This window comes from Blastococcus sp. SYSU DS0541, assembly GCF_054050875.1.
In genome coordinates, this window is the sequence record NZ_JBJHAD010000002.1 from 345,132 (window position 1) to 368,595 (window position 23,464).

At 74.1% G+C, this 23,464-nt stretch carries 24 protein-coding genes; 15 read left to right on the top strand and 9 right to left on the bottom strand.

The features are described 5' to 3' along the window. From tsaB to ACI794_RS04170, 4 genes are all read left to right on the top strand, one after another. Positions 1–636: a tRNA (adenosine(37)-N6)-threonylcarbamoyltransferase complex dimerization subunit type 1 TsaB gene (gene tsaB, locus ACI794_RS04155; RefSeq protein ID WP_456615714.1), complete on the top strand. Its 636-nt coding sequence runs from the start codon at positions 1–3 to the stop codon at positions 634–636. Between the two features lie 14 nt (positions 637–650). Then, positions 651–1,085, top strand: a complete 435-nt coding sequence (rimI, locus tag ACI794_RS04160; protein WP_456602549.1) for a ribosomal protein S18-alanine N-acetyltransferase — start codon at positions 651–653, stop codon at positions 1,083–1,085. Between the two features lie 67 nt (positions 1,086–1,152). Next, positions 1,153–2,187: a tRNA (adenosine(37)-N6)-threonylcarbamoyltransferase complex transferase subunit TsaD gene (gene tsaD, locus ACI794_RS04165; RefSeq protein ID WP_456602548.1), complete on the top strand. Its 1,035-nt coding sequence runs from the start codon at positions 1,153–1,155 to the stop codon at positions 2,185–2,187. 8 nt (positions 2,188–2,195) lie between these two features. Continuing rightward, positions 2,196–2,492 carry a hypothetical protein gene (locus ACI794_RS04170; protein ID WP_456615715.1) on the top strand — a complete coding sequence of 99 codons (297 nt, stop codon included), beginning with the start codon at positions 2,196–2,198 and terminating at the stop codon, positions 2,490–2,492. Here the strand turns inward: ACI794_RS04170 and ACI794_RS04175 are convergent. Then, entirely contained in the window at positions 2,482–3,717 is a 1,236-nt protein-coding gene (locus tag ACI794_RS04175) for a class I SAM-dependent methyltransferase (protein WP_456602547.1), read from the bottom strand. The genes ACI794_RS04170 and ACI794_RS04175 overlap by 11 nt on opposite strands. Positions 3,718–3,912: 195 nt before the next feature. On the opposite strand from ACI794_RS04175, the gene groES reads away from it, so the two are divergent. Together groES and groL are read left to right on the top strand one after the other, a co-directional pair. After that, complete coding sequence (gene groES / locus ACI794_RS04180) at positions 3,913–4,221, top strand: co-chaperone GroES (protein WP_166531823.1); 309 nt, start codon at positions 3,913–3,915, stop codon at positions 4,219–4,221. A gap of 153 nt (positions 4,222–4,374) precedes the next feature. Further along, positions 4,375–6,018: a chaperonin GroEL gene (groL, locus tag ACI794_RS04185; RefSeq protein WP_456602546.1), complete on the top strand. Its 1,644-nt coding sequence runs from the start codon at positions 4,375–4,377 to the stop codon at positions 6,016–6,018. Positions 6,019–6,174: 156 nt separating this feature from the next. Here the strand turns inward: groL and ACI794_RS04190 are convergent, their stop codons facing one another. Next, a complete protein-coding gene (locus ACI794_RS04190) occupies positions 6,175–6,474 on the bottom strand; it encodes a WhiB family transcriptional regulator (RefSeq protein ID WP_091929063.1) in 300 nt (99 codons plus the stop codon). Positions 6,475–6,841: 367 nt separating this feature from the next. On the opposite strand from ACI794_RS04190, the gene ACI794_RS04195 reads away from it, so the two are divergent. Continuing rightward, the gene (locus tag ACI794_RS04195; RefSeq protein WP_456603937.1) at positions 6,842–7,552 is read left to right on the top strand and encodes a response regulator transcription factor; all 711 of its coding nucleotides are present in this window, start codon (positions 6,842–6,844) and stop codon (positions 7,550–7,552) included. A gap of 206 nt (positions 7,553–7,758) precedes the next feature. On the opposite strand, the gene ACI794_RS04200 is transcribed toward ACI794_RS04195, so the two are convergent. Further along, a complete protein-coding gene (locus ACI794_RS04200; RefSeq protein ID WP_456579625.1) occupies positions 7,759–8,157 on the bottom strand; it encodes a DUF5319 family protein in 399 nt (132 codons plus the stop codon). 137 nt (positions 8,158–8,294) lie between these two features. On the opposite strand from ACI794_RS04200, the gene guaB reads away from it, so the two are divergent. The 4 genes from guaB to ACI794_RS04220 all read left to right on the top strand — a co-directional run bounded on the left by guaB (position 8,295) and on the right by ACI794_RS04220 (position 13,823). Beyond that, positions 8,295–9,821, top strand: a complete 1,527-nt coding sequence (gene guaB, locus ACI794_RS04205) for an IMP dehydrogenase (RefSeq protein ID WP_456603938.1) — start codon at positions 8,295–8,297, stop codon at positions 9,819–9,821. A 3-nt stretch (positions 9,822–9,824) separates the two neighbouring features. After that, a complete protein-coding gene (locus tag ACI794_RS04210; protein ID WP_456615716.1) occupies positions 9,825–10,952 on the top strand; it encodes a GuaB3 family IMP dehydrogenase-related protein in 1,128 nt (375 codons plus the stop codon). 2 nt (positions 10,953–10,954) lie between these two features. Next, positions 10,955–12,517, top strand: coding sequence for a glutamine-hydrolyzing GMP synthase (gene guaA, locus ACI794_RS04215; RefSeq protein ID WP_456603940.1), 1,563 nt, complete (start codon positions 10,955–10,957; stop codon positions 12,515–12,517). Positions 12,518–12,758: 241 nt separating this feature from the next. Then, positions 12,759–13,823, top strand: a complete 1,065-nt coding sequence (locus ACI794_RS04220; RefSeq protein WP_456615717.1) for a sodium:calcium antiporter — start codon at positions 12,759–12,761, stop codon at positions 13,821–13,823. A gap of 67 nt (positions 13,824–13,890) precedes the next feature. Here the strand turns inward: ACI794_RS04220 and ACI794_RS04225 are convergent, their stop codons facing one another. Both ACI794_RS04225 and ACI794_RS04230 read right to left on the bottom strand, forming a co-directional pair. After that, a complete protein-coding gene (locus ACI794_RS04225) occupies positions 13,891–14,184 on the bottom strand; it encodes a hypothetical protein (protein ID WP_456603942.1) in 294 nt (97 codons plus the stop codon). Continuing rightward, positions 14,177–15,100 carry a PspC domain-containing protein gene (locus ACI794_RS04230; protein WP_456615718.1) on the bottom strand — a complete coding sequence of 308 codons (924 nt, stop codon included), beginning with the start codon at positions 15,098–15,100 and terminating at the stop codon, positions 14,177–14,179. Before ACI794_RS04230 ends, ACI794_RS04225 begins: the two co-directional genes overlap by 8 nt. A 124-nt stretch (positions 15,101–15,224) precedes the next feature. Here ACI794_RS04230 and ACI794_RS04235 point away from each other — a divergent pair, with 124 nt between their 5' ends. Then, positions 15,225–16,403: an ATP-binding protein gene (locus tag ACI794_RS04235; protein ID WP_456615719.1), complete on the top strand. Its 1,179-nt coding sequence runs from the start codon at positions 15,225–15,227 to the stop codon at positions 16,401–16,403. Further along, positions 16,400–17,080 carry a response regulator gene (locus tag ACI794_RS04240; protein WP_456615720.1) on the top strand — a complete coding sequence of 227 codons (681 nt, stop codon included), beginning with the start codon at positions 16,400–16,402 and terminating at the stop codon, positions 17,078–17,080. Before ACI794_RS04235 ends, ACI794_RS04240 begins: the two co-directional genes overlap by 4 nt. A 119-nt stretch (positions 17,081–17,199) precedes the next feature. Here the strand turns inward: ACI794_RS04240 and ACI794_RS04245 are convergent, their stop codons facing one another. Beyond that, a complete protein-coding gene (locus tag ACI794_RS04245; RefSeq protein ID WP_456603946.1) occupies positions 17,200–17,931 on the bottom strand; it encodes a PIG-L deacetylase family protein in 732 nt (243 codons plus the stop codon). Positions 17,932–17,990: 59 nt separating this feature from the next. On the opposite strand from ACI794_RS04245, the gene ACI794_RS04250 reads away from it, so the two are divergent. Further along, positions 17,991–18,284: a hypothetical protein gene (locus ACI794_RS04250; protein ID WP_456615721.1), complete on the top strand. Its 294-nt coding sequence runs from the start codon at positions 17,991–17,993 to the stop codon at positions 18,282–18,284. Between the two features lie 15 nt (positions 18,285–18,299). On the opposite strand, the gene ACI794_RS04255 is transcribed toward ACI794_RS04250, so the two are convergent. Continuing rightward, positions 18,300–18,593, bottom strand: a complete 294-nt coding sequence (locus tag ACI794_RS04255; protein ID WP_456579612.1) for a chorismate mutase — start codon at positions 18,591–18,593, stop codon at positions 18,300–18,302. A 313-nt stretch (positions 18,594–18,906) separates the two neighbouring features. Between ACI794_RS04255 and pcrA the strand changes: the two genes are divergently transcribed. Continuing rightward, positions 18,907–21,207: a DNA helicase PcrA gene (pcrA, locus tag ACI794_RS04260; RefSeq protein ID WP_456579611.1), complete on the top strand. Its 2,301-nt coding sequence runs from the start codon at positions 18,907–18,909 to the stop codon at positions 21,205–21,207. Between the two features lie 211 nt (positions 21,208–21,418). On the opposite strand, the gene ACI794_RS04265 is transcribed toward pcrA, so the two are convergent. Next, the gene (locus ACI794_RS04265) at positions 21,419–22,228 is read right to left on the bottom strand and encodes a M23 family metallopeptidase (protein ID WP_456603949.1); all 810 of its coding nucleotides are present in this window, start codon (positions 22,226–22,228) and stop codon (positions 21,419–21,421) included. A 224-nt stretch (positions 22,229–22,452) separates the two neighbouring features. Then, positions 22,453–23,346, bottom strand: a complete 894-nt coding sequence (locus ACI794_RS04270) for an esterase/lipase family protein (protein ID WP_456603950.1) — start codon at positions 23,344–23,346, stop codon at positions 22,453–22,455. Between the last annotated feature and the right edge of the window lie 118 nt (positions 23,347–23,464).

Sequence of the window (23,464 nt, forward strand, 5' to 3'; positions counted from 1 at the left end):
GTGCTGGTCCTCGCGCTCGACACCGCCACCCCGATGCTCGTCGCGGGCCTTGCCCGGTGGACCCCCGACGGCGGCGCGGAGGTGCTGGCCGAACGCGCCGTCCCGTCGGGCACGAAGCACGCCGAGCTGCTGACGCCGGCGATCCAGGGCGCGCTGGCGGAGGCCGGGCTCGGGCTCGCCGAGGTCGAGGCCGTCGTCACCGGCCTGGGGCCCGGGCCGTTCACCGGGTTGCGCGTCGGCGTCGTCACCGCTGCCGCGATCGGAGACGCCCGCGGGCTGGCGGTCGTCGGCGTCTGCTCCCTCGACGCGATCGGCGCCGGTGCGCGCACGGTGGTGACCGACGCGCGCCGCAAGGAGGTCTACTGGGCCACCTACGACGACGAGGGCACTCGGGTCGAGGGCCCGGGAGTCGTGCGCCCCGAGGAGTTCGGGCGGGGTGGGCCGTTCGTCGGCGACCCGGCGTTCGCCGAGCGGCTCGGTGGCCCGGTGACCCCGGCGGAGGTGACCACCGCCGGGCTGCTCCGCGCGGCCGCCCCGCAGCTCGCCGATCCGGGCTCGGCCGGGCCGCTGGTGCCGCTCTACCTGCGCCGGCCCGACGCGGTGCCGCCGACCTCGATCAAGGCCGTGACCCGGTGACCCGGCTGCGGCCGATGACCCTCGCGGACCTCCCCGCGGTGATGGGGCTGGAGGAGGAGCTCTTCGCGCCCGACACCTGGACGGTGGCGATGTACCGCGACGAGCTGGCCCGCCCCGACACCCGCCACTACCTGGTCGCCGAGGACGGCGGCGCCGTCGTCGGGTACGCCGGGCTCATCGCCTACGACGACGAGGCGCACGTCGCGACGATCGGCGTCACCGGCGCGCGGCAGGGCGAGGGGATCGGCGCCCGGCTGCTCGACGCGCTGCTCACCGAGGCGGACCGGCGCGGCGCCCCGGTGGTGCTGCTGGAGGTGCGCGCGGACAACGAGACGGCGCAGGGGCTCTACCGCCGGCGCGGGTTCGCCGAGATCGGCCGGCGGCGCGGCTACTACCAACCGAGCGGCACCGACGCCGTGGTCATGAAGCGGGAGCGGGCAGGGGCGTGAGCATCGCAGCGAGGAACGAGCGAGGAGCGGAGCTCCCCGCGGGAGCGACATGTGACGGGGGGACGCCGTGAGCGAGCCGCTGGTCATCGGGTTCGAGACCTCCTGCGACGAGACCGGCGTCGGCATCGTCCGCGGGCACACCCTGCTCGCCGACGCGCTGGCCACCTCGGTGGCGGAGCACGAGCGGTTCGGCGGCGTCGTCCCCGAGATCGCCTCGCGCGCGCACCTGGAGGCGATGGTGCCGACCGTGCACCGGGCGCTGGCCGAGGCCGGTGTCAGCGCCGCTGACGTCGACGCGGTGGCGGTGACGAGCGGGCCGGGCCTGACCGGTGCGCTCCTGGTCGGGGTTGCGGCCGCGAAGGCGTACGCGCTGGCGCTGGGCAAGCCGCTGTACGGCGTCAACCACCTCGCCGCGCACGTCGCCGTCGACGAGCTGCAGCACGGGCCGCTGGCCGAGCCGTCGATCGCGATGCTCGTCTCGGGCGGGCACAGCTCGCTGCTGCTGGTGCCCGACCTCGCGCAGGAGGTGCAGTCGCTGGGCCGCACCATCGACGACGCGGCGGGCGAGGCGTTCGACAAGGTCGCGCGCGTGCTGGGCCTGCCCTTCCCGGGCGGGCCGCCGATCGACCGGGCCGCGCGCGACGGCGACCCGCACGCTATCGCCTTTCCACGAGGGCTCACCGGCCCGCGCGACCCCGCTTACGACTTCTCCTTCTCCGGCCTGAAGACCGCCGTCGCCCGGTGGATCGAGGCCCGGGAGCGCGCCGGGGAGCCGGTGCCGGTGGCCGACGTCGCGGCCTCGTTCCAGGAGGCGGTCGCCGACGTCCTCACCGCCAAGGCGGTGCGCGCCTGCCGCGACCACGGCGTCGACCACCTGGTCCTCGGCGGGGGAGTCGCGGCCAACTCGCGGCTGCGCGCGCTGGCCGAGGAGCGCTGCGCGAAGGCCGGCATCGTGCTGCGGGTTCCCAGACCGAAGCTGTGCACCGACAACGGCGCGATGGTGGCGGCGCTCGGCTCGCGGCTGGTCGCCGCCGGGGTCGCGCCGTCCGCCCCGGACCTCGGCGCGGACAGCTCCCTGCCGATCGACGTCGTCAGCCGCTGAGCCCCGGCATGCACCGGCTCGCGCAAATCCGGCCCGTCGCCCCGGGCGAGTGGGGGGCCGTGCGGGACATCGAGCACGCCGCCGCACAGGCCGTCGCCACGGGAGTCCCCGCCCTCATCCTGACCACCTTCGAGGACGTGCCGTGGAACGCGCCCCACTACCGCCGCTGCGGCTTCCGGGTCCTGGACGAGCGCGAGTGGACGCCGGGGCTGCGGGCGATCCGCGAGCGGGAGGCGGCGCACGGCCTGGACCGGTGGGCCCGGGTGTGCATGCGCAGGAACCTGCCGGCCCGCGTCAGCCGGTGACGTCGCAGACCAGGGCGGTCGGGTTCCCGGCGACCCGGGTGACGACGACGGTCGCCGTCCCGTCGCCGTTCCCGCGGAGCTGCCGGGCCAGGGTCTCCGGCTCGATCGCCGAGCCGCGCTTCTTCACCACGACGCGGCCGACCGCCCGCTCGCGCAGCAGCGCCTTGAGCTTCTTGAGGTTGAAAGGCAGCACCTCGTCGACCCGGTAGGAGGTCACCCACGGGCTCCCGGCCGGGGCGTCGGAGGTCAGGTAGGCGATGGTCGGGTCGACCAGCGTCGCGCCCAGGTCGGCGCCGACGAGGGAGACCAGGCCGGAGCGGATGACCGCGGGGTCGGGCTCGTGGAGCCACCCGCGCACTGGCCCGGCGGGCGCCGGGCCGGGGTCGGCGTCGGCGGTGAGCTCGTGGACGGCGCCGTCGTGGACGACGCTCGCCCGCCGCCACGTGGTGCCGACCGCGGGCCCCCAGAGCAGCGCCTCGACGATCGACCCGCCGACCGACACCCACTCCGCCTCGACCCCGCCGGGCACCCGGTCGTGGTCCAGGCCGGGCGCCACCTTGACCACGGACGTGGGCACCTTCCCGAGCAGCGCCTCGACGGTCGACCACGGCGGCGACCAGCGGTCGGGGTCCAGCAGCCGCCGCCCACCGGCCCGCCGGGCGGGGTCCAGGACGGCGGCGCCGCACCCGGCCACCTCGCCGCCGCGGGCGGAGGCCACGAGCTCCACCGCGTCCCCGGCCACGACCCAGACGTCGTCGTCGACGCCGAGCGCCTCGGCGTTCAGGGCGGTGAGCTCCCGGGCCACCGGATCGAGGTCGACGGCGAGCACCCGGGCGCCCGCGCGGGCGAGCGCGATCGTGTCGGTGCCCGCGGCGCACCCGAGGTCGGCGACGGAGTCCGCGCCGCCGGCCAGCAGCCGGGCGGCGCGGCGGGCGGCGAGCCGGGGGCGGCCGGCCTGCTCGAGGGTGTCGCCGGTGAAGAGCATCCGGTCCGCGTCCGCCCCGAACGTCGACCGGGCCTTCTGCCGCTGGCGGGCGATGCCCCACGCCGGCCCGGCGAGGTCGGCGCCCACCTCGGCCCGCAGCCGCGTCAACGCCGTGACCGCGTCGGCTCCCTCGGCCAGCAGGGCCGCCGCGCGCGACAGCGCCGCCGCGCCCTCCGGGGTCGTCAGCGCGCGCAGTTGGCGGACCGTCTCGGCGGTCTGCTCCTCGGATGACCCGTCCACCGGCACAGCGTGGCGTACGGGCCGGTCGACGCCGACGTCACCCACCCTGGCGACCGGGTTGAGCGGCTGGCACTCTCCTGGGTAGAGTGCCAAACGACACGGGCTGGCGCCCGACCCCCGCGACGGCGGGTGCCTGATCTCGTGCCACAGCATCGAACATCCCTGCCGTCCGACACCGAAGGGGGCGTCACCGACGTGACGACCGCTACCAAGGTCAGCATCAAGCCGCTGGAAGACCGCGTCGTGGTCCAGGCCAACGAGGCCGAGACCACCACCGCCTCCGGTCTGGTCATCCCGGACACCGCCAAGGAGAAGCCCCAGGAGGGCACCGTTGTCGCCGTCGGCCCCGGCCGCATCGACGACAACGGCAACCGCGTCCCGCTCGACGTGAACGTCGGCGACGTGGTCATCTACTCGAAGTACGGCGGCACCGAGGTCAAGTACGCCGGCGAGGAGTACCTCGTGCTCTCCGCCCGCGACCTGCTCGCCGTCGTCTCGAAGTAGAAGGACCCCGTCGCCCCCCGCAGCTCGCTCCGCTCGCCGCGGGGCCCTGCGACGGGGCCGTTCCATCACCGCACCTCCGACCGCCCCGGCGACCCGAACACCGGGTCCCGGGGCGGTCGTCTTTCGCCCTGCACTGACTGATCGGAAGGGCCCATGGCCAAGATCATCAAGTTCAACGAGGACGCACGCCGAGCCCTGGAGGCCGGTGTCGACAAGCTCGCCGACGCCGTCCGGGTGACGATCGGCCCGCGTGGCCGCAACGTCGTCATCGACAAGAAGTTCGGCGCCCCGACCATCACCAACGACGGCGTCACCATCGCCCGCGAGATCGAGCTCGAGGACCCGTACGAGAACCTCGGCGCCCAGCTGGCGAAGAACGTCGCCACCAAGACCAACGACGTCGCCGGTGACGGCACCACCACCGCCACGGTGCTCGCCCAGGCGCTGGTGCACGAGGGCATGCGCAACGTCGCCGCCGGCGCCAACCCGATGGCGCTGGGCCGCGGCATGCGCGCCGCCGCCGACGCCGTGCACGCCGCGCTCGACGCCGTCGCGATCCCGGTGGAGAAGCGCGAGGCGATCGCGGGCGTCGCCACCATCTCCGCGCAGGACGCCGAGGTCGGCGAGCTGATCGGCGAGGCGATGGAGCGCGTCGGCAAGGACGGCGTCATCACCGTCGAGGAGAGCAACACCCTCTCCACCGAGCTCGACGTCACCGAGGGCGTCCAGTTCGACAAGGGCTACCTGTCGCCGTACTTCGTCACCGACCAGGAGGCGATGGAGGCCGTCCTCGAGGACGCCCTCGTGCTGCTGGTCAGCGGCAAGGTCAGCGCGCTCGCCGAGCTGCTCCCGCTGCTGGAGAAGGTGCTCTCGACCGGCGGTCGCCCGCTGCTGATCGTCGCCGAGGACGTCGAGGGCGAGGCGCTGTCCACCCTGGTCGTGAACTCCATCCGCAAGACCATCAAGGTCGTCGCGGTGAAGTCGCCCTTCTTCGGCGACCGGCGCAAGGCGTTCATGACCGACCTCGCCGTCGTCACCGGCGGCCAGGTCGTGACCGAGGACGTCGGCCTCAAGCTCGACCAGGTGGGCCTCGAGGTGCTCGGCACCGCCCGCCGGGTCACCGTCACCAAGGACGCCACCACGATCGTCGACGGCGGTGGCACCTCGGAGGCGATCGGCGACCGCGTGGCGCAGATCCGCCGCGAGATCGACGCCACCGACTCCGACTGGGACCGCGAGAAGCTGCAGGAGCGGCTCGCGAAGCTCGCCGGTGGCATCGGTGTCATCCGCGTCGGCGCGGCCACCGAGGTGGAGCTCAAGGAGCGCAAGCACCGCATCGAGGACGCCATCGCCGCTACCCGCGCGGCCGTGGAGGAGGGCGTGATCCCCGGCGGTGGGTCCGCCCTGGTGCACGCCGCGAGCGCGATCGACGCGCTGTCGCTGGAGGGTGACGAGCTGACCGGTGCCCGCGCGGTGCGCGCGGCGCTGGACGCCCCGCTGGTGCAGATCGCCGAGAACGCGGGCTTCGAGGGCCGCGTCGTCGTCGCCAAGGTGCGCGAGGCCGGCGCCGGTCAGGGCTTCAACGCCGCGACCGGCGAGTACGGCGACCTCGCCGGGCAGGGCGTCATCGACCCGGTGAAGGTCACCAAGGCGGCCCTGGGCAACGCCGTCTCCATCGCGGCGATGATCCTGACCACCGACTCCGCCATCGTGGAGGCGCCGGAGGAGGACCACGACCACGGCGCCGGTGGGCACCACACCCACGGCCACTCGCACGGCCACGGCCACTCCCACTGAAGCTCGGCGATGATCAGGTGACCTGATCCCGGCGCGTCCTCCCTCACGGTCTGCCGTGGGGGAGGACGCGCCACGGTGAGGGTGGACGCCACCAGCACGCGAGAGGGCCCGGTCCAGGAATCCTGGACCGGGCCCTCTCGCGTGCGTAGGGCGGGCTTACACCCCGGCGGCGACGGCGGCGGGTTCGGCGGCGATCAGCCGGGCCCGCTCCTCCTCGCTCATGCCGCCCCAGACGCCGTAGGGCTCGCGGACGGCGAGCGCGTGCTTCAGGCACGCGTCGACGACCGGACAACGGGAGCAGACGGCCTTGGCCGCGGACTGCCGCCGCGCCCGGGCCGGCCCGCGCTCCCCGTCGGGGTGGAAGAAGAGGGACGTGTTCTCGCCACGGCAGGCGCCATGGAGCTGCCAGTCCCAGACCTCGGCGACGGGCGTCGGGAGTCTGCGGATGTCGGCCATGTCTCCTCCAGGACTCGGTAGAGCCGGAGGGGGCTGTCCGGCTGCATGGGGCCCGGTGCCCTCGCCGTCCCACCTCCAAACACAGCCGATCCGCAACTTTTGCCGTGTGTGCGCTGCGTCACCTGGCCGCATGGGCCCTCACCCCCCGGGGTGAGGGCGTCTGTTCCGCCGCCTGCGGGTCGATCAGTGTGACTCCAGGTCGTGCTGACGACCGGGAGGGGGATCACCCGGACCGGCTGCCCGACCGGCGCAGAGGTGGGGGGGCCCCCGGGGGCCCCCCCCCCCCCCCCGCGCCACCCGGTCGGGTGCCTTCCCGACCGGTGGGGGGACCCGGCCGCCGAGCGGCCGGGAGGAGCGAGGAGCTGGCGTGATCGACGACAGGATGCGCGCACCCGTGCACGGCGCGACCGTGTGGGTGTACGACGAGCGACGGCGGGTGCGTGACGACGTCGCCTCACGGCTGGTCGCTCTGCCGTTCGTGGGCCGGGTCGAGGTGGTCGGTGACGCGCAGTCGCTCATGGCCCGCCTGGCCACCCGCACCCCCGACGTCCTGGTGGTCGGCACCCAGCGCGCCGTCGACACCGGGCTCTCCGCCGCCACCCAGGCGCTCCGGACGCACCCGGGTCTCCCGGTCCTGGTGCTCGGTGCGCCCGACGACGCCGACAGCGTCCGGGCCGCCGTGGCCTTCGGCGCCCGCGGCTACCTGCGGTGGGACGCGACCCCGATCGAGATGGGGCTGGGCCTCTCCCGGCTCGGGCTGCGCGCCGACGGCCGGATCCCGCAGCAGGTGAGCGCACCGGCGCCCGCGTGGAGCGGCGCCGCCCCGCTGGCCGGCTCGGCGCCCACGACCGTGCGGTCGACCGTCCGCGACGCCACCCCCGCCGTGGCGCTGTCCATGCGGGAGATGCAGGTGCTCACCGGGATGAGCCAGGGCAAGAGCAACGCCCAGATCGGCCGGGAGCTCTACCTGTCCGAGGACACCATCAAGACCCACGCCCGGCGGCTGTTCCGCAAGCTGGGCGCCAAGGACCGCGCCGAGGCGGTCGCGACGGGCTTCCGCCGCGGCATCATGTCCTGACCGGAGGCGCACCGCCCAGATGCGCCTGGTGGCGGTCATCCGACCTCGGTCGACCGCCACCACACGTATATCGGTGCGTCACGCACCTGCAGGGTTGCGCCGAGTGGGGCCCGAAGGGTCCCGCGCAGGCGCGACGGACGCGCTCAGCGCAGCAGGGGGACGGCACCTGGCCGCGGTGTCGTCCGGAGGACGACGATGTGCACAGCTCAGTCGTCCCGGGCGTGGCGGCCGGTGCGCCCGCCGCTGGGCTCGTCCCGCTCCGCCAGCGCCGCGACGCCGTCGGCGTACCCGCTGGCGTAGTCCCAGCTGACGTAGTCGTCGGGGTTCGGGTCGAACGGCGGCTCGTGCCGGCCGGTCTGGCCCTCGTCGAGGAGCTGACGCAGGTTGGCCTGCATCAGCGCCCAGTCGACGTGGTGCTCCTCCTCGCAGTCGGGGCAGTCGACCACGATGCCCTTGATGCCGGTCGGCTCGAGCAGTGTGCGGAAGACCTCGAGCTCGGCGAGGTCGTCGAGCACCCCGGCGCGCTCCTCCATCGTGAGGGGCGGAGGGGCGGGGCCGTCGGCCGGGCCGAAGTCGGGCCCGGAGGCGTCGTCGAACGGAGACACGGTCACACGGTAGCCGCCGGGCAGGCGGAGCGACGCCCCCTCCGCGCCGCCGCCTACGATCAGAGCAGGTCCCGCGCGCCCGCGAGGTGTGTCGAACCGGTGTCCGACCCGATCCGCGCCGAAGGGTGGCCGCGCACATGCAGCCCGACTCCGTGCCCGAGCTGCCGGCGAAGTTCGCCCGCCTCGGGCTCACCTACGACGACGTCCTCCTGGTGCCGGGGGCGTCCGACGTCGTCCCGGCCGAGGTGGACACCAGCAGCCGGGTGACCCGGCGCATCACCCTGGCGGTGCCCCTGCTGTCCAGTGCGATGGACACCGTGACCGAGGCGCGCATGGCGATCGCCATGGCCCGCGTCGGCGGCATGGGGGTGCTGCACCGCAACCTCTCCGCCGAGGAGCAGGCCGGCCAGGCCGACCTGGTCAAGCGGTCGGAGGCCGGCATGGTCACCAACCCGGTCACCTGCTCGCCCGAGAACACCCTCGCCGAGGTGGACGCCCTCTCGGCGCGCTACCGCATCTCCGGGGCCCCGGTCGTCGACGCCGAGGGCGTCCTGGTGGGCATCGTCACCAACCGCGACATGCGGTTCGAGACGGACATGAACCGGCTGGTGCGCGACGTCATGACGCCGATGCCGCTGGTCACCGCCCCGGTGGGCGTCGACCCGGAGACCGCGCTCGGCCTGCTCTCCCAGCACAAGATCGAGAAGCTGCCGCTGGTCGACGACGCCGGGCGGCTCCGCGGGCTGATCACCGTGAAGGACTTCGTCAAGCGCGACCAGTTCCCGCTCTCCACCAAGGACGCCGACGGGCGCCTGGTCGTCGGTGCGGCGCTCGGCGTCGGCGAGGACGCCTACAAGCGCGCCGGGCTGCTGGTCGACGCCGGGGTCGACGTGCTCGTCGTCGACACCGCGCACGGTCACCAGCGGGCGGTGCTGGAGATGGTCGCGCGGGTGAAGAAGGACTTCGGCGGCGGCGCCGGGGTGGGCCAGGGCGTGGAGGTGGTCGGCGGCAACGTCGCGACCCGCGCGGGCGCGCAGGCCCTCGTGGACGCGGGCGTGGACGCGGTCAAGGTCGGCGTCGGCCCCGGCTCCATCTGCACCACCCGCGTGGTCGCGGGCGTCGGCGTCCCGCAGATCAGCGCCATCTACGAGGCCTGGCTGGCGGCCGGGCCGGCGGGCGTCCCGGTCATCGCCGACGGCGGGCTGCAGTACTCCGGCGACATCGCCAAGGCGCTGGTCGCCGGCGCGGACACCGTGATGATCGGTGGCCTGTTCGCCGGCGTCGAGGAGGCCCCGGGCGAGCTGGTCTTCATGAACGGCAAGCAGTACAAGACCTACCGCGGCATGGGGTCGCTGGGCGCCATGCAGAAGCGGGGCAACCAGTCGTTCAGCCGCGACCGGTACTTCGCCGACGACGTCCTCTCCGACGACAAGCTCGTGCCCGAGGGCATCGAGGGGCAGGTGCCCTACCGCGGGGCGCTGTCGGGCGTGGCCCACCAGCTCGTCGGGGGCCTGCGCGCCTCCATGGGCTACGCCGGGGCCGGCACCGTCGCCGAGCTCAAGGAGCGCGGCCAGCTCACCCGCATCACCTCCGCGGGGCTCGTGGAGAGCCACCCCCACGACATCCAGATGACCGTCGAAGCACCCAACTACCGAGGCCGCTGAACCGTGAACGTGCGCGACACCGTCGAGATCGGCCTCAACCGCTTCGCCCGCCGGGGCTACGACCTGGACGAGGTGTCCATCGTCCCGTCCCGCCGCACCCGCGACGTCGACGACGTCTCGACCGCCTGGCAGATCGACGCCTTCCGGTTCGAGATCCCGCTGGTCACCAGCCCCAGCGACGCGGTCATGAGCCCGGCGACGGCGATCGCCGTCGGCCAGGCCGGTGGCCTCGGGGTGCTCAACGGTGAGGGCCTGTGGGCCCGCTACGACGACCCGGCCGAGGTGTACCGCCGGATCGCCGAGGCGGCCGCGGCCGGAGCCCCGCCGGTGGCCCTGCTGCAGGAGGTCTACGCCGAGCCGGTCAAGACCGACCTGATCACCGCGCGCATCAAGGAGATGGGCGACGCCGGGGTGACCACGGCGATCCGGATCTCGCCCCAGCACACCGAGCAGCTCGCGCCCGCGGCGCTCTCGGCCGGGGTGGACATGCTGGTCATCCAGGGCACGATCGTCTCGGCCGAGCACGTCACCAGCCAGGGCGACGCGCTCAACCTGAAGGAGTTCATCGCCGACCTCGACGTCCCGGTGATCGTGGGGGGTGCGGCGAACTACACGACCGCTCTGCACCTCATGCGCACCGGCGCGGCCGGCGTGATCGTCGGGGTCGGTGCGGACACCTACTCGACCACCGACGACGTCATGGGCATCCGCGTGCCGCTGGCCAGCGCGATCGCCGATGCCGCCGCGGCCCGCCGCGACTACCTGGACGAGACCGGCGGCCGGTACGTCCACGTCATCGCCAACGGCCGGATCGAGACCAGCGGCGCGATCGCCCGGGCGCTGGCCTGCGGCGCCGACGCCGTCCAGCTCGGGGAGCCGCTGCGCGCTGCGGCGGAGGCACCCGGTGGCGGGGTGTGGTGGGACTCGGTCGCGGCGCACCCGCGGCTGCCGCGCGGCGGCACCTCCGCGCGGATCGAGCCGGCCGGCTCCCTGGCCGACGTGCTCCTCGGCGAAGCCCGGGACGCCGACGGCCGCACCAACCTGTTCGGTGCGCTGGCCCGCACCATGGCCAAGACCGGGTACTCCGACCTCAAGGAGTTCCAGCGGGTCGACCTGGTCATCGGCGGCTGAGCGTGGAGTTCCCGACCGTCCTCGTCGTCGACTTCGGCGCCCAGTACGCGCAGCTCATCGCCCGGCGCATCCGCGAGGCCGGCGTCTACTCCGAGATCGTCTCCTCGGAGGTGCCGGCCGAGGAGATCGTGGCCCGCAAGCCGGCCGCGATCGTGCTCTCCGGGGGCCCGTCGAGCGTGTACGCGCCCGAGGCCCCGCAGGTGGACCCGACGCTGTTCGAGTCCGGCGTCCCGGCGTTCGGCATCTGCTACGGCTTCCAGGCGATGGCCGCCTCCCTGGGCGGCACCGTCTCCCGCACCGGCGACCGCGAGTACGGCGGCACCCCGCTGACGGTGACCACGCAGGCGCGGCTGTTCGGGGACCTCCCGGTCGAGCAGAACGTCTGGATGAGCCACGGCGACGCCGTCAGCGCGGCCCCGCCCGGCTTCACCGTGACGGCGACGTCGACCGGTGCGCCCGTCGCCGCCTTCGAGGACGTCGACCGCCGGCTCGCCGGGGTGCAGTTCCACCCCGAGGTGCGGCACACCGCCCACGGCCAGACGGTGCTCGAGCACTTCCTTTTCGACATCGCCGGGCTCGAGCCGACCTGGACGATGAGCAACGTCGTCGACGAGCAGGTCGCCGCGATCCGCGAGCGGATCGGCGACCGTCGGGCGCTGTGCGCGCTCTCGGGCGGGGTCGACTCCGCCGTCGCCGCGGCGCTGGTGCAGCGGGCGATCGGCGACAAGCTCACCTGCGTCTACGTCGACCACGGCCTGATGCGGGCCGGCGAGACCGAGCAGATCGAGCGGGACTTCGCCGCCACCACCGGCGCGGACCTGCGGGTCGTGGACGCGAGCGACCAGTTCCTCGCCGCGCTCGCCGGGGTCAGCGACCCGGAGGAGAAGCGGAAGATCATCGGCCGCGAGTTCATCCGGGTGTTCGAGCAGGCGGCCACCGACGTCGTCGCCGACGCCCAGGCGCACGGCGAGACCGTCGACTTCCTCGTGCAGGGCACGCTCTACCCCGACGTCGTCGAGTCCGGCGGCGGCAGCGGGACGGCGAACATCAAGAGCCACCACAACGTCGGCGGGCTGCCCGAGGACCTCACCTTCACCCTCGTCGAGCCGCTGCGCACGCTGTTCAAGGACGAGGTGCGCGAGGTCGGCCGGCAGCTCGGCCTGCCCGACCGGCTCGTGCAGCGCCAGCCGTTCCCGGGCCCGGGGCTCGGCATCCGCATCGTCGGGGAGGTCACCCGCGAGCGGCTCGACGTGCTCCGCAAGGCCGACGCCATCGCCCGCGAGGAGCTCTCCGCGGCGAAGCTGGACGACGAGATCTGGCAGTGCCCCGTCGTGCTGCTGGCCGACGTCCGCTCGGTCGGCGTGCAGGGGGACGGGCGCACCTACGGCCACCCGGTCGTGCTGCGCCCGGTGTCCAGCGAGGACGCGATGACCGCAGACTGGACCCGCCTGCCCTACGACGTGCTGGCGAGGATCTCCACCCGGATCACGAACGAGGTCGAGGAGATCAACCGGGTCACCCTCGACGTGACCAGCAAGCCGCCGGGCACCATCGAGTGGGAATGAGGACCCTCCTGCCCCCCGGCCCTCGCTGACGCTCGGGCCGGGCCCCTGCAGGACGGCCGTTCCAGCACCTCACGAGGGGCCGTTCCGGCACCTCACCAGGGGCCGTTCCAGCGCGTCGTCCCCGGGGGCTGCAGCACGTCACCTTGGCGGTTTCATGACGTCGTGTGGCCTCGGCGCGCGCGACGGGTCTGATCATGATCAGGTTGACGACGGCCGTTGACGTCGAGGACCCGGAGGACGAGTGATCTCCTCGGCGTGGCCGCTCCTTCCGAGCCTGGGCGTGCTGGCCGCGATGGCCGTCGTCATCGTGGTCGTCGGTGTCCGCCTCACCCGGGTCGCGGACACCCTCGCCGAGCGGACCGGGCTCGGTGACGCGATCGGCGGCGCCCTGCTCCTCGGCGCCGTCACCTCGCTGCCGGGCAACGTCACGGTCCTCACCGGCGCGCTCGAGGGCGACCCCGGGTTCGCCCTGGCCAACCCCGTCGGCGGCATCGCCCTGCAGACGGTGTGGCTGGCGATCGCCGACCTGCTCTACCGGCGGGTCAACCTGGAACACGCGGCGGCGTCGCTGCAGAACGTCCTCCAGTCCGTCCTGCTCATCGCGATGCTGGCGATCCCGGTCATCGCGTACGCCACCCCTGACCTGCGGCTGGGGTGGATCCACCCCCTGACGCTGCTGATCCCCGCGCTCTACGGCTACGGGCTGGTGCTGCTCCGGCGGATGCAGCACGAACCCATGTGGCAGCCCAAGCACACCGACCAGACGGCGGACGACGACGAGGGCAACGGCGACGGTGACAGCGATGAGGCCGGGGCCGGGGACGGGAACGGGAACGGTGACGAGCGCTCCACCGCACGGCTCTGGGGCCTGCTCGCCGCGTTCGGCCTGGTCACCGGTGTGGCCGGCTGGCTGGTGGGCAGGGCGGGGCTGAGCGTCATCGCCCGGACCGACCTCGACAGCGGTGTCCTCGGCTTCACCCTCACCACGGCGATCAGCTCGCTGCCCGAGCTCGTCGTCCTGCTGACGGCGGTGCGCATGGGCCAGCTGACCCTCGGCGTCGGCAACATCGTCGGCGGCAACGTCTACGACATCCTGATGATCTCCGTGGCCGACGTCGGCTACCTGGAGGGCCCGATCTACCGGGACGCCGGCCCGACCAGCCTGATCCTCGTCGGGGGCACGCTGCTCATGACCGCCGTGCTCGCCGCGGGGCTGCTCATGCGCGACCGCAAGTGGATCGGCTTCGAGGGCGTCTCGATCCCGCTGATCTACGTGGGCACGGTGGTCCTCGCCGTCTACGCGTGACCGCAGGACGCGGCGAGGGCCCGGGAGCGGTCGCTCCCGGGCCCTCGCCCTCCGTCCCTCCCGCCGGTCAGCCCCGGCTGCGCGGTCTGCGGAGCTCCCGCACCAGCAGGGCCACGCCGGCCCCGACGAGGAGGAGCCAGAGGAGGGTGCCGTCCTCGAAGAGGCTGAACGGCAGGTCGACCCCGACCAGCGCCGACAGCGCCAGCAGGATGAAGAGGACACCCGGGACGAGGGCGACCAGGTCGACCCTGCGCCGTGGCTCCGGGGCGGGCTGGTCCTCGGTCTCCAGGGGACGGACCATCTGCCACTGCTGCTCCTGCCACGCCGTCGGCGTGGTCGGGAACTCGCTGTAGTCAGCCACGGGACACCTCCACCTGTCCGATACCGCTGTGGATCTCGAGTTCGATCTCGGCCTCGCCGTCGTCGGTCCAGTCCGCGGTACCGAGGCCGGCGACGTAGCCGCTCCCGGACGTGGTGGAGCCGAAGACGTCGACCTCGCCCACGCCGTGGTCCGCGGAGACCCGCACGTCGGCGGAGCGGGGGACGATCACCTCGACGTTCCCGATGCCGTGCTCGACCCGCACCTCGAGGGCCTCGTCGAGGTCGTCGAGGGGCACGTCGGAGAGGTCGACGGTCAGGTCGCCGATGCCCCCGCTGTAGACCTCCCGGACGTCGGCGGCGGTCTGGGGACGGTACGTCCGGTCGCCGACGCCGTCCCCACCGGAGGGCGTGGCCGTGGCGATCAGCAGCGCCAGGGACAGGAGCACCCCGAGGGTGATCAGCCCCCCGCGGGCGGTGCGGCCACCGGTGACGGCGGCGACGACAAGACCGGCGCCGACGACGAGCAGCGCCGTGCCGAGGAAGGCGGCCGGCCCGGGGTCCCAGCCGGTGAGCCGGGACAGCAGGGCCAGCAGCCCCATCAGGATCAGCAGCCCGGCGATGGTGATGCCCGGGACCGGCGACCGGGGGGCCACGGGCCCCCGGGCCCGTGACGGCAGGAACGGGCGCCCGGGCGCCGACGGGGTGCCGTCCGCCGCGACCGGCATGAGCAGCCACAGCAGCAGGTACACCAGGACGCCGGTGCCGCCGGCGAGGGCGAGGGCGACGAAGCCGACCCGCCACAGGAGCGCGTCGACGCCGCTGTACTCGGCGAGGCCGCCGCTGACGCCGCCGATCACCTTGTCGCTGCGGCTGCGGCGCAACGGGGCGCGGTCGGGCGGGGGCGACCACGGGGGCGGCTCCACCGCGGGGGGAGCGGGAGGGGGTGCGGAGGTCATGGCAGCAAGCGTGCCGACCGGCGGGGCCGGTGACCATCAGGGAACCCCCCGAACCGACCCTGGTTCCCTTTCCGGGGTGATCACCGGTGTCGGCGGGCGGGCCGCCGGTGCGACGATCGGTAGCGTGACCACCGACCTGCGCCTGCCGCCGCGCCCGCCCCTGGCGCGTCCGCGCGAGGGGCGCCTCGTCGCCGGCGTCGCGGCCGGCACCGCCGCGCACCTGCGCCAGGACCCGCTGGTCGTGCGGGTGGCGTTCGTGCTGCTGGCGACGACGGGGCTCGGGATCATCGCCTACGCGCTGCTGTGGCTCACCATGCCGGTCGCCGCCCCCGGGGAGCCGACCGCGGTGACCGAGGGCTGGCGCCCGGCCGGTGCCCGGCAGTGGATCGCGCTGGTCGTGCTCGGCCTGATCGCCGTCAGCCTGCTCGGCCAGCTCAGCCAGTGGACGAGCTCCGACGTCGTGCTGCCGCTGATCCTGCTGGCCGGCGGGCTCACCGTGATCTGGCGGCAGCTGGACACCGACCGGACCCTCGCCGTCGCCGGTGTGCGCTGGGCCCTGGCCGGTGGGGTCGCCGTCCTCGGCGTCGGGTTGTTCCTCCTGCTCGCCACCACCGGCCAGCTGGCCAACGCACGCAACGGGTTCGCCGCCACCCTGCTGATCCTCACCGGCGTCGTCCTGGCCACCGCCCCACTCTGGCGGCGGCTGCTCGACTCCCGCGCCGAGGAACGCGCCGCCCGCATCCGGTCGGAGGAGCGGGCGGCCGTCGCCGCGCACCTGCACGACTCGGTGCTGCAGACGCTCGCCCTGATCCAGCGCAACGCCGAGGAGCCGCAGGCGGTGAGCCGGCTGGCCCGCAGCCAGGAGCGGGAGCTCCGGGCCTGGCTGTACGACCCCGCCGCGGTCCGCGAGGGCGGCACGTGGGCCGGGCTGGTGGCCGGCATGGTCGCCGAGGTGGAGGCCGACCACGCGTTGACCGTCGACCCCGTCGTCGTCGGTGACGCCCCGGTCGACGAGGAGCTCGCCGCCCTCGGCGCCGCGACCCGTGAGGCGCTGGTCAACGCGGCCAAGCACTCCGGCGAGCCGTCGGCGGACCTGTACACCGAGGTGACCGCCGACCAGGTGTCGGTCTTCGTCCGGGACCGCGGCAAGGGCTTCGACCCGGGCACGGTGCCGGACGACCGCCGGGGGCTGCGGGACTCGGTGCACGGCCGGCTGGCGCGGCTGGGAGGCTCGGCCCTGGTCCGGTCGACGCCGGGTGAGGGGACCGAGGTCGAGCTGGTCCTGCCGAGGAGGAGCGCGTGACGCCGGTCGAGCAGCAGAGCAGCACCCCACGGGTCTTCGTGGTGGACGACCACGCCATGGTGCGGACCGGAGTGCGCGCCGAGCTGGGCGGGGAGGTGGCCGTCGTGGGCGAGGCCGCCGACGTCGCCACCGCGGTCGAGGGGATCCGCACCACCCGACCCGACGTCGTGCTGCTCGACGTCCACATGCCCGGCGGAGGCGGCCGCGCGGTCCTGGAGACCCTCCGCGGTGAGCTGCCCGAGGTGAAGTGGCTGGCCCTCTCGGTGTCCGACGCCGCGGAGGACGTCATCGCCGTGATCCGGGCCGGGGCGCGGGGCTACGTCACGAAGACGATCTCGGGGCCCGACCTGCTCGACGCGGTCCGCCGGGTGGCCGACGGCGACGTCGTCTTCAGCCCCCGGCTGGCCGGCTTCGTGCTCGATGCCTTCGCCGCCGGTGGCGCCGCCGCACCGGAGCCGGCGGAGGAGGCCACCGACCCCGGGCTGGACCTGCTGAGCGCCCGGGAGCGGGAGGTGATGCAGCTGCTGGCCCGCGGCTACACCTACCGGGAGATCGGGTCCCGGCTGTTCATCTCGGTGAAGACGGTCGAGTCCCACGCCTCCAACGTGCTGCGCAAGCTGCAGCTCTCCAACCGCAACGAGCTCACCCGCTGGGCGGCGACCAACCGGTTGCTCTAGGTGCCGGACGCCGCGGCCCGGGGTGGCCCGCGTCCGCTCGGGCGGCACGATACGGGCCGGTGTTGCGTTCGCGTGGCGCCGGCGGGGCCCGGTGTTGCGGTCGGCGCTTCGTCCCGGGGTCAGGCGGTGTGGACGACGTGGAACGCCTCGGCGAGGCGGCCCGCCGGCAGTCCCAGCCGCTGCGCGGTCTGCCGCATCCAGCCGGTGAGGAAGTCGTCGAGGTCCTCGACGTGGCTCACCTGCGTGACGTGCCGGCGCAGCGCGGCGAGCTTGCGGTCGACGACGTCGGTGACGTCGACGGCGTGGTCGGCGCGCGGGCTGGCGCCCAGCCAGACCTCGGCGACGGTCCACGCGTCGAGCCCCTCGTCGGCCAGCAGTTCGGGGAAGGCGAAGGGGTTGCGCGCATCGGGGTAGACCGCGCGCAGCGTCGACTCCCCGACGGTCATGTGGTCGGGGTGGCTCGCGCCGATCCGCTCCCAGAACCGCTCGGGGGAGCTGGTCAGCACCCGCTGCGGACGCACCTGCCGGATGACCCGGGTGATGTCGCGGCGCAGGTCGAGCGTCAGCTCCAGCCGGCCGTCGGGGTAGCCGAGGAATCGGACGTCGGTGACGCCGACCTCCGCGGCCGCCGCCACCTGCTCGGCCCGGCGCAGCGGGCCCATCTGCTCGCGCGGGGTGTCGTCGAACCCGCCCGCGTCGCCGTCGGTGACGATCAGGTAGGTCACCTCGGTGCCGGCCGCCGTCCAGGTCGCCACGGTGCCGGCGCTGCCGAAGTCGACGTCGTCGGGGTGGGCCAGGACGCACAGAGCGCGCTCGACGTGCTCGGCGGGCTTCGGCTGGGGGAGGGTCACGCGGCGAGCGTAGGTGGGCCGGGCGCGGAGCCCGGGCGCCGCTCCCGCAGACTCGGGGGGTGCCCGGCTACACGCTGACCGTCGCGCTCCGGTCCTCCGCGCCCCTGGACGACGCCGCGATCGACGCCCTCCGCGCGGTGCTGCGGCCCGAGGACCCCGAGCTGCGGCTGTGGCGGGAGCCCGACCGCGCGGTGCTGCGCGTGGCCACCGAGTGCGAGGCCGAGGACCTCGACGCGGCCCTCGTGCTCGGCATGGAGCTGGCCGACGAGGCGAACGAGGCCCGCCCCGGCCGGGTGTTCGAGGTGGCCGCGATGGGCGACGAGGACTCGCAGGTCTGGCGCAGCGGCCCCTGAGCCGCCGTCCCGGCGCTACAGGCGGCCGCGGCCCTGGCGGAGCAGCACCATGCCCAGGGCGGCGCCGTCCGGGCCGAGCGCGGTGCGGAAGCGCGAGAGCACCTGCTGCTCGCGGGAGAGCGAGAGCCGGGTCCCGCCGGAGGCGGCGCGCAGCGCACCGATCTCCTGGCTGATCTCCAGCCGGCGCCGGACGAGCTCGATGATCTCGGCGTCGCAGGCGTCGATCGCGCCGCGCAGCGTGCCGATGCGGTCGGCGGGATCCGCGGGGGCGGCCGGGCCCGCGACGGGGGTGGCGGTGGGGGTGCTCATCGGGTTCCTCGGTGGTGTGGGGGCCGGGAGGTCCGAGAACGAGAAACGCCCCGGGCTCCTCGGGCCCGGGGCGTCTGTTGCGGCGTGTGCTCAGCCAGCGGTGACGGACACCGGATCCCGGTGGCCGTAGAAAAAGCTGACGGTGGCGAGCACGGGCCGAGTGTGCCACAGCACCGCCGGGGTGCGCACCGCGCCGGGGCGTGGGGCGGGTGGTGCGGGCGGTTCCGGGCCCGCGGGGACCGTCACCCGTCCGGCTTACAGTGGCACGGATGAGCGCTTCCCGAGCTTCCGGTTCCCCAGCGGAGCTGTGTTCATGAGCAGCAGCCTCCAGCAGTCCCTCCCCGGCACCGCCGCCCTGCAGCGCTCCGCTCCCGGCTCGCTCGGGCGGGAACTGGACCGGATGCTCGCGGGCCTCAACGGCCCGCAGCGCGACGCCGTCGTCCACGAGGGCAGCCCGCTGCTCATCGTCGCCGGCGCCGGTTCGGGCAAGACCCGCGTGCTCACGCACCGGATCGCCTACCTCCTGGGCGCCCGCGGGGTGCAGCCGGGGGAGATCCTGGCGATCACCTTCACCAACAAGGCCGCGGGCGAGATGAAGGAGCGGGTCGCCGCGCTGGTGGGGCCGCGGGCGCGGTCGATGTGGGTGTCGACCTTCCACTCGATGTGCGTGCGCATCCTGCGCGCCGAGGCCGGCAAGCTCGGCATGAAGTCGTCGTTCACGATCTACGACCAGGGCGACTCGATCCGGCTGATGACGATGGTCGCCCGCGACCTCGACCTGGACGCCAAGCGCTATCCCGGCCGGAGCCTGTCCAACCAGGTGTCCAACCTCAAGAACGAGCTCGTCGACGAGGAGTCGTTCAGCCCCCAGACGGCGCCGGAGAAGGTGCTCAAGGAGGCGTACACGCTCTACCAGCGGCGGCTGCGCGAGGCGCACGCCATGGACTTCGACGACCTGATCATGACGACGGTCCACCTGCTGCAGGCCTTCCCCGACGTGGCCGAGCACTACCGCCGCCGGTTCCGGCACGTGCTGGTCGACGAGTACCAGGACACCAACCACGCCCAGTACATGCTGGTGCGCGAGCTGACCGGGACGGGAGAGGGCCCCGTCCCGCAGGCCGAGCTCTGCGTGGTCGGGGACGCCGACCAGTCGATCTACGCCTTCCGCGGCGCGACCATCCGCAACATCGACGAGTTCGAGCGCGACTACCCGCAGGCCACGACGATCCTGCTGGAGCAGAACTACCGCTCCACCCAGCGCATCCTCAAGGCCGCGAACACCGTCATCGCCAAGAACACCGGCCGGCGGCCCAAGAACCTGTGGACCGACTCGGGCGACGGCGAGCTGATCGAGGGCTACGTCGCCGACAACGAGCACGACGAGGCCGCCTGGGTCGCCGAGCAGATCGACGCCCTGGTCGACGAGGGCGCGGTCCGGCCCGCCGACATCGCGGTCTTCTACCGGACGAACAACGCCTCCCGCGTGTTCGAAGAGGTCTTCATCCGCGTCGGCATGCCCTACAAGGTCGTCGGCGGGGTGCGGTTCTACGAGCGCAAGGAGGTCCGCGACGCGCTGGCCTACCTGAAGCTGGTGGCCAACCCGGCGGACGTCGTGAGCCTGCGCCGCATCATCAACGTGCCCAAGCGCGGCATCGGCGACAAGGCGGAGTCGTGCATCGAGTCCTTCGCCGACCGGGAGCGGATCGCCTTCGGCTCGGCGCTGCGGCGGTGCTCGGAGATCGGCGCGCTCGCGACCCGCTCCCTCAAGGCGGTGCAGGAGTTCGTCGCGCTGCTGGAGGAGTTCGAGCAGCTGGTCGAGACCGGCTCGGGCCCGGCGGCGCTGCTGGAGAGCATCCTCGACCGCACCGGCTACCTCGCCGAGCTGCAGGCCAGCACCGACCCCCAGGACGAGGGCCGGGTCGACAACCTCAACGAGCTCATCTCGGTGGCCGCCGAGTTCGAGGCGGCCAATCCCGGCGGCTCGGTCACCGATTTCCTGGAGCAGGTCTCGCTGGTCGCCGACGCCGACCAGATCCCGGTGTCCGGCGACGACGCCGGCGTGGTGACGCTGATGACGCTGCACACCGCCAAGGGGCTGGAGTTCCCGGTCGTCTTCCTCACGGGCATGGAGGACGGCGTCTTCCCGCACCTGCGCGCGCTGGGCGACCCGCGCGAGCTGGAGGAGGAGCGCCGGCTGGCCTACGTGGGCATCACCCGGGCGCGCCAGCGGCTCTTCATCTCCCGGGCGACGGTGCGCACCAGCTGGGGGCAGCCGGCCTACAACCCGCCGTCGCGGTTCCTCGACGAGATCCCGGCCGAGACCATCCACTGGGAGCGGACCGACCCGGTGCCCGCGCCCTCGACCGGCTACCGGTCGGCGCAGACGCGGGTGGCGGCGACGGGGCTGTCCACCGGCGGCCTGCGCGGCGGCGTGGGCAACCGGCAGATCGTCTCGGTGGAGGTCGGCGACCGGGTGAGCCACGACGCCTTCGGTCTCGGCACCGTGGTCGAGGTGACCGGCGTGGCCGACAAGGCGCAGGCCACGGTCGACTTCGGTTCCGGCGGCACGAAGCGCCTCGTCCTCCGCTACGCCCCCCTCGTGAAGTTGTAGGGGGTCAGCTCTGTCCTGAGGAGTGGGCCGGAGGCCTCCGCGACCGAAGGACGAAGCGGCTCCGTCAGTCAGGGGACGGCACCTGGTCGCGGTGTCGTCCGGAGGACGACGGTGTCATGGGCCCGGAGGGTCCCCGACGAGCGTGGCAGAAACGGCTCAACGCAGGCCGGGACGGCCGCTGGCCGCGGTTGATCGGGCGGAGCCCGACAGGTCAGACAAAGGCCCCGCGCTCGGCCAGCCAGGCCCGGGGGTCGATCGGGCGGCCGTCCATCCCGCCGCGGTGGATCTCGTAGTGCAGGTGCGGGCCGGTGGACTGGCCCTCGTTGCCGATCTTGGCGATCTGGTCGCCGGCGGTGACGAGGTCCCCGGCCGAGACGTTGTAGTAGCGCATGTGCCCGTAGATGTGCACGTTGCCGTCGGCGTCCTGGATGTAGACGGCGTTGCCGTAGCCCGAGGCGCGGCCGGCCCGCACGACGACGCCGTCGGTCGCGGCGACGATGGGGGTGCCCAGCGGCGCGGCCAGGTCCAGGCCGTAGTGCATGGTCCCCCAGCGCCGGCAGAAGCAGGTGGTCAGCGTGCCCTGCGTCGGGGCGACGATCTTGGGCTGCCGGGCGGCGCGCGAGGCGGCGAGCTCGCCGAGCCGCGCCTGGGCCTCGGCCTCGGTGATGCCGCGGCGGGCGTCGGCGCCTTCCAGGCCGCCGGCGAAGCTCACCTCGGTGCTGACGCCGAGCCCGTAGTCCGAGGCGGAGGCGGAGACGTTCCCGTGGTCGCCGGTGACGGCCGGGATGCCGGCGAGCACGGCTCCGGCGACCAGCGCCGCGAGCCAGAGGGGGGCGCGGCGGCCCGGCGGGTGGGGCAGGCGGCGCCGCGCGCGGGGCTCGTCGAGGACCTCGGCCTCGGCGGCGAGGGCGGGCGTCGGGAGGGGCGTGCGGACCGGACCCTCTGCTGCGGCGCGGGGCCGGGGCACCACGACGACGTCGGACGGCGGTCCCTCCAGCACCTGGGCACTGCTGCGAGTCACGGTGGACCTTCCCGGACGACCTGCCCGGCGAGCGCCCGGAGGGCGTCCGTCGGGGGAGCGACGACGGCGAGGACGCCCGAGTGGGGTCCGCCGGTCGTCCCGGCGCCGTGATCGGACCGTAACGATCCGTCATGGCCCGACCAAGCACCGGACGTTGCGTGTCGCGACGTGCACGTGTCGTCACGTCGACGAGTCGACACGGCGCCGGAGCCGCGCCTGGTCGGTCAGGCGACGGCGGCGAAGGGTGCGTCGGCGGCGCCGGGGTCGCGGGCGCCGACCAGGGTCGCGGCCACCTCGTCGAGCACGCCCCGGTGGATCGGCAGGGACATGTGGCCCACGCCGCGGAAGAGCACGTTGCGCGCGCCCAGATCGGGGTGGTCGCAGCGGCCGGAGCGCGTGGGCAGCACCACCTGGTCCAGATCGCTGTAGAGGGCGGTGATGCGCGTCCGGCAGTGCGGCGCGGGCTCCTCGAGCTCCTCCAGGACCGGCGACCCGGGGCGCAGCTGGCGGATGAGCGGCGTGGGCGCGATGTGGGCGAGGACCGAGCCCCGGTGGGGTGTGCCGAGCGTCACGAGCGTGCCGATCCGCCGGTCGCCGCCCTGCCGCTGCACGTGGTAGCGCGCGATCAGGCCGCCGAGGCTGTGCCCCACGACGTGCACCCGGTCGTGGCCGGTCTGCTCGCAGATCCGCTCGATGTGCTCGCCGAGCTCGGTGGCGCCGCGCGCGACGTCGGTGAGGAAGGGGCTGTAGTTCCAGGAGCAGACGGACGCGAACCCACGCCTGCGCAGGCTCCGCCGCATGACGGCGAAGACCGAGCGGTTGTCGATCAGCCCGTGGACCAGCAGGACGGGGGTGCGGGCGGCCAGCGGGTCGACGGCGTAGAGGGCCCGGACCGTGGGGGGCAGCTCGCCGGTCCGCTTGCCCGGGTCGGTGCGCAGCCGCTCCATGCGGGCGCCGAGCGGGTAGATCAGGGCGTGCGCGCCGACCCAGGCGAGCTCGGTCAGGCCGCCGGCGATCCCGGCCGGGGAGCAGAGGGCGCGCAGTCCCCGTGGCGTGGCCTCGGCGTCGTCCGCGGTGTGCCACCCTTGAGCAGAGTCGAGCTCGCTCGATCGGCGCATGGCCGTTCTCCCCGTCTGGAGCCGCCCGGCGGGACCGCGGGTTCGGGTCGCTCCGCCGGTGCGTTGCCCCCGTGTGTGCTCCGTTCACCCGACGGTAAAGCGCTGATGTGTCGGGCGT

Coding starts and splice junctions, on each gene's coding strand:
- rimI (WP_456602549.1), top strand. CDS start 651: ATGACCCTCGCGGACCTCCCCGCGGTGATGGGGCTGGAGGAGGAGCTC.
- ACI794_RS04230 (WP_456615718.1), bottom strand. CDS start 15,100: ATGACCTCCGCACCCCCTCCCGCTCCCCCCGCGGTGGAGCCGCCCCCG.
- groL (WP_456602546.1), top strand. CDS start 4,375: ATGGCCAAGATCATCAAGTTCAACGAGGACGCACGCCGAGCCCTGGAG.
- pcrA (WP_456579611.1), top strand. CDS start 18,907: ATGAGCAGCAGCCTCCAGCAGTCCCTCCCCGGCACCGCCGCCCTGCAG.
- ACI794_RS04255 (WP_456579612.1), bottom strand. CDS start 18,593: ATGAGCACCCCCACCGCCACCCCCGTCGCGGGCCCGGCCGCCCCCGCG.
- guaB (WP_456603938.1), top strand. CDS start 8,295: ATGCAGCCCGACTCCGTGCCCGAGCTGCCGGCGAAGTTCGCCCGCCTC.
- ACI794_RS04190 (WP_091929063.1), bottom strand. CDS start 6,474: ATGGCCGACATCCGCAGACTCCCGACGCCCGTCGCCGAGGTCTGGGAC.
- ACI794_RS04170 (WP_456615715.1), top strand. CDS start 2,196: ATGCACCGGCTCGCGCAAATCCGGCCCGTCGCCCCGGGCGAGTGGGGG.
- ACI794_RS04270 (WP_456603950.1), bottom strand. CDS start 23,346: ATGCGCCGATCGAGCGAGCTCGACTCTGCTCAAGGGTGGCACACCGCG.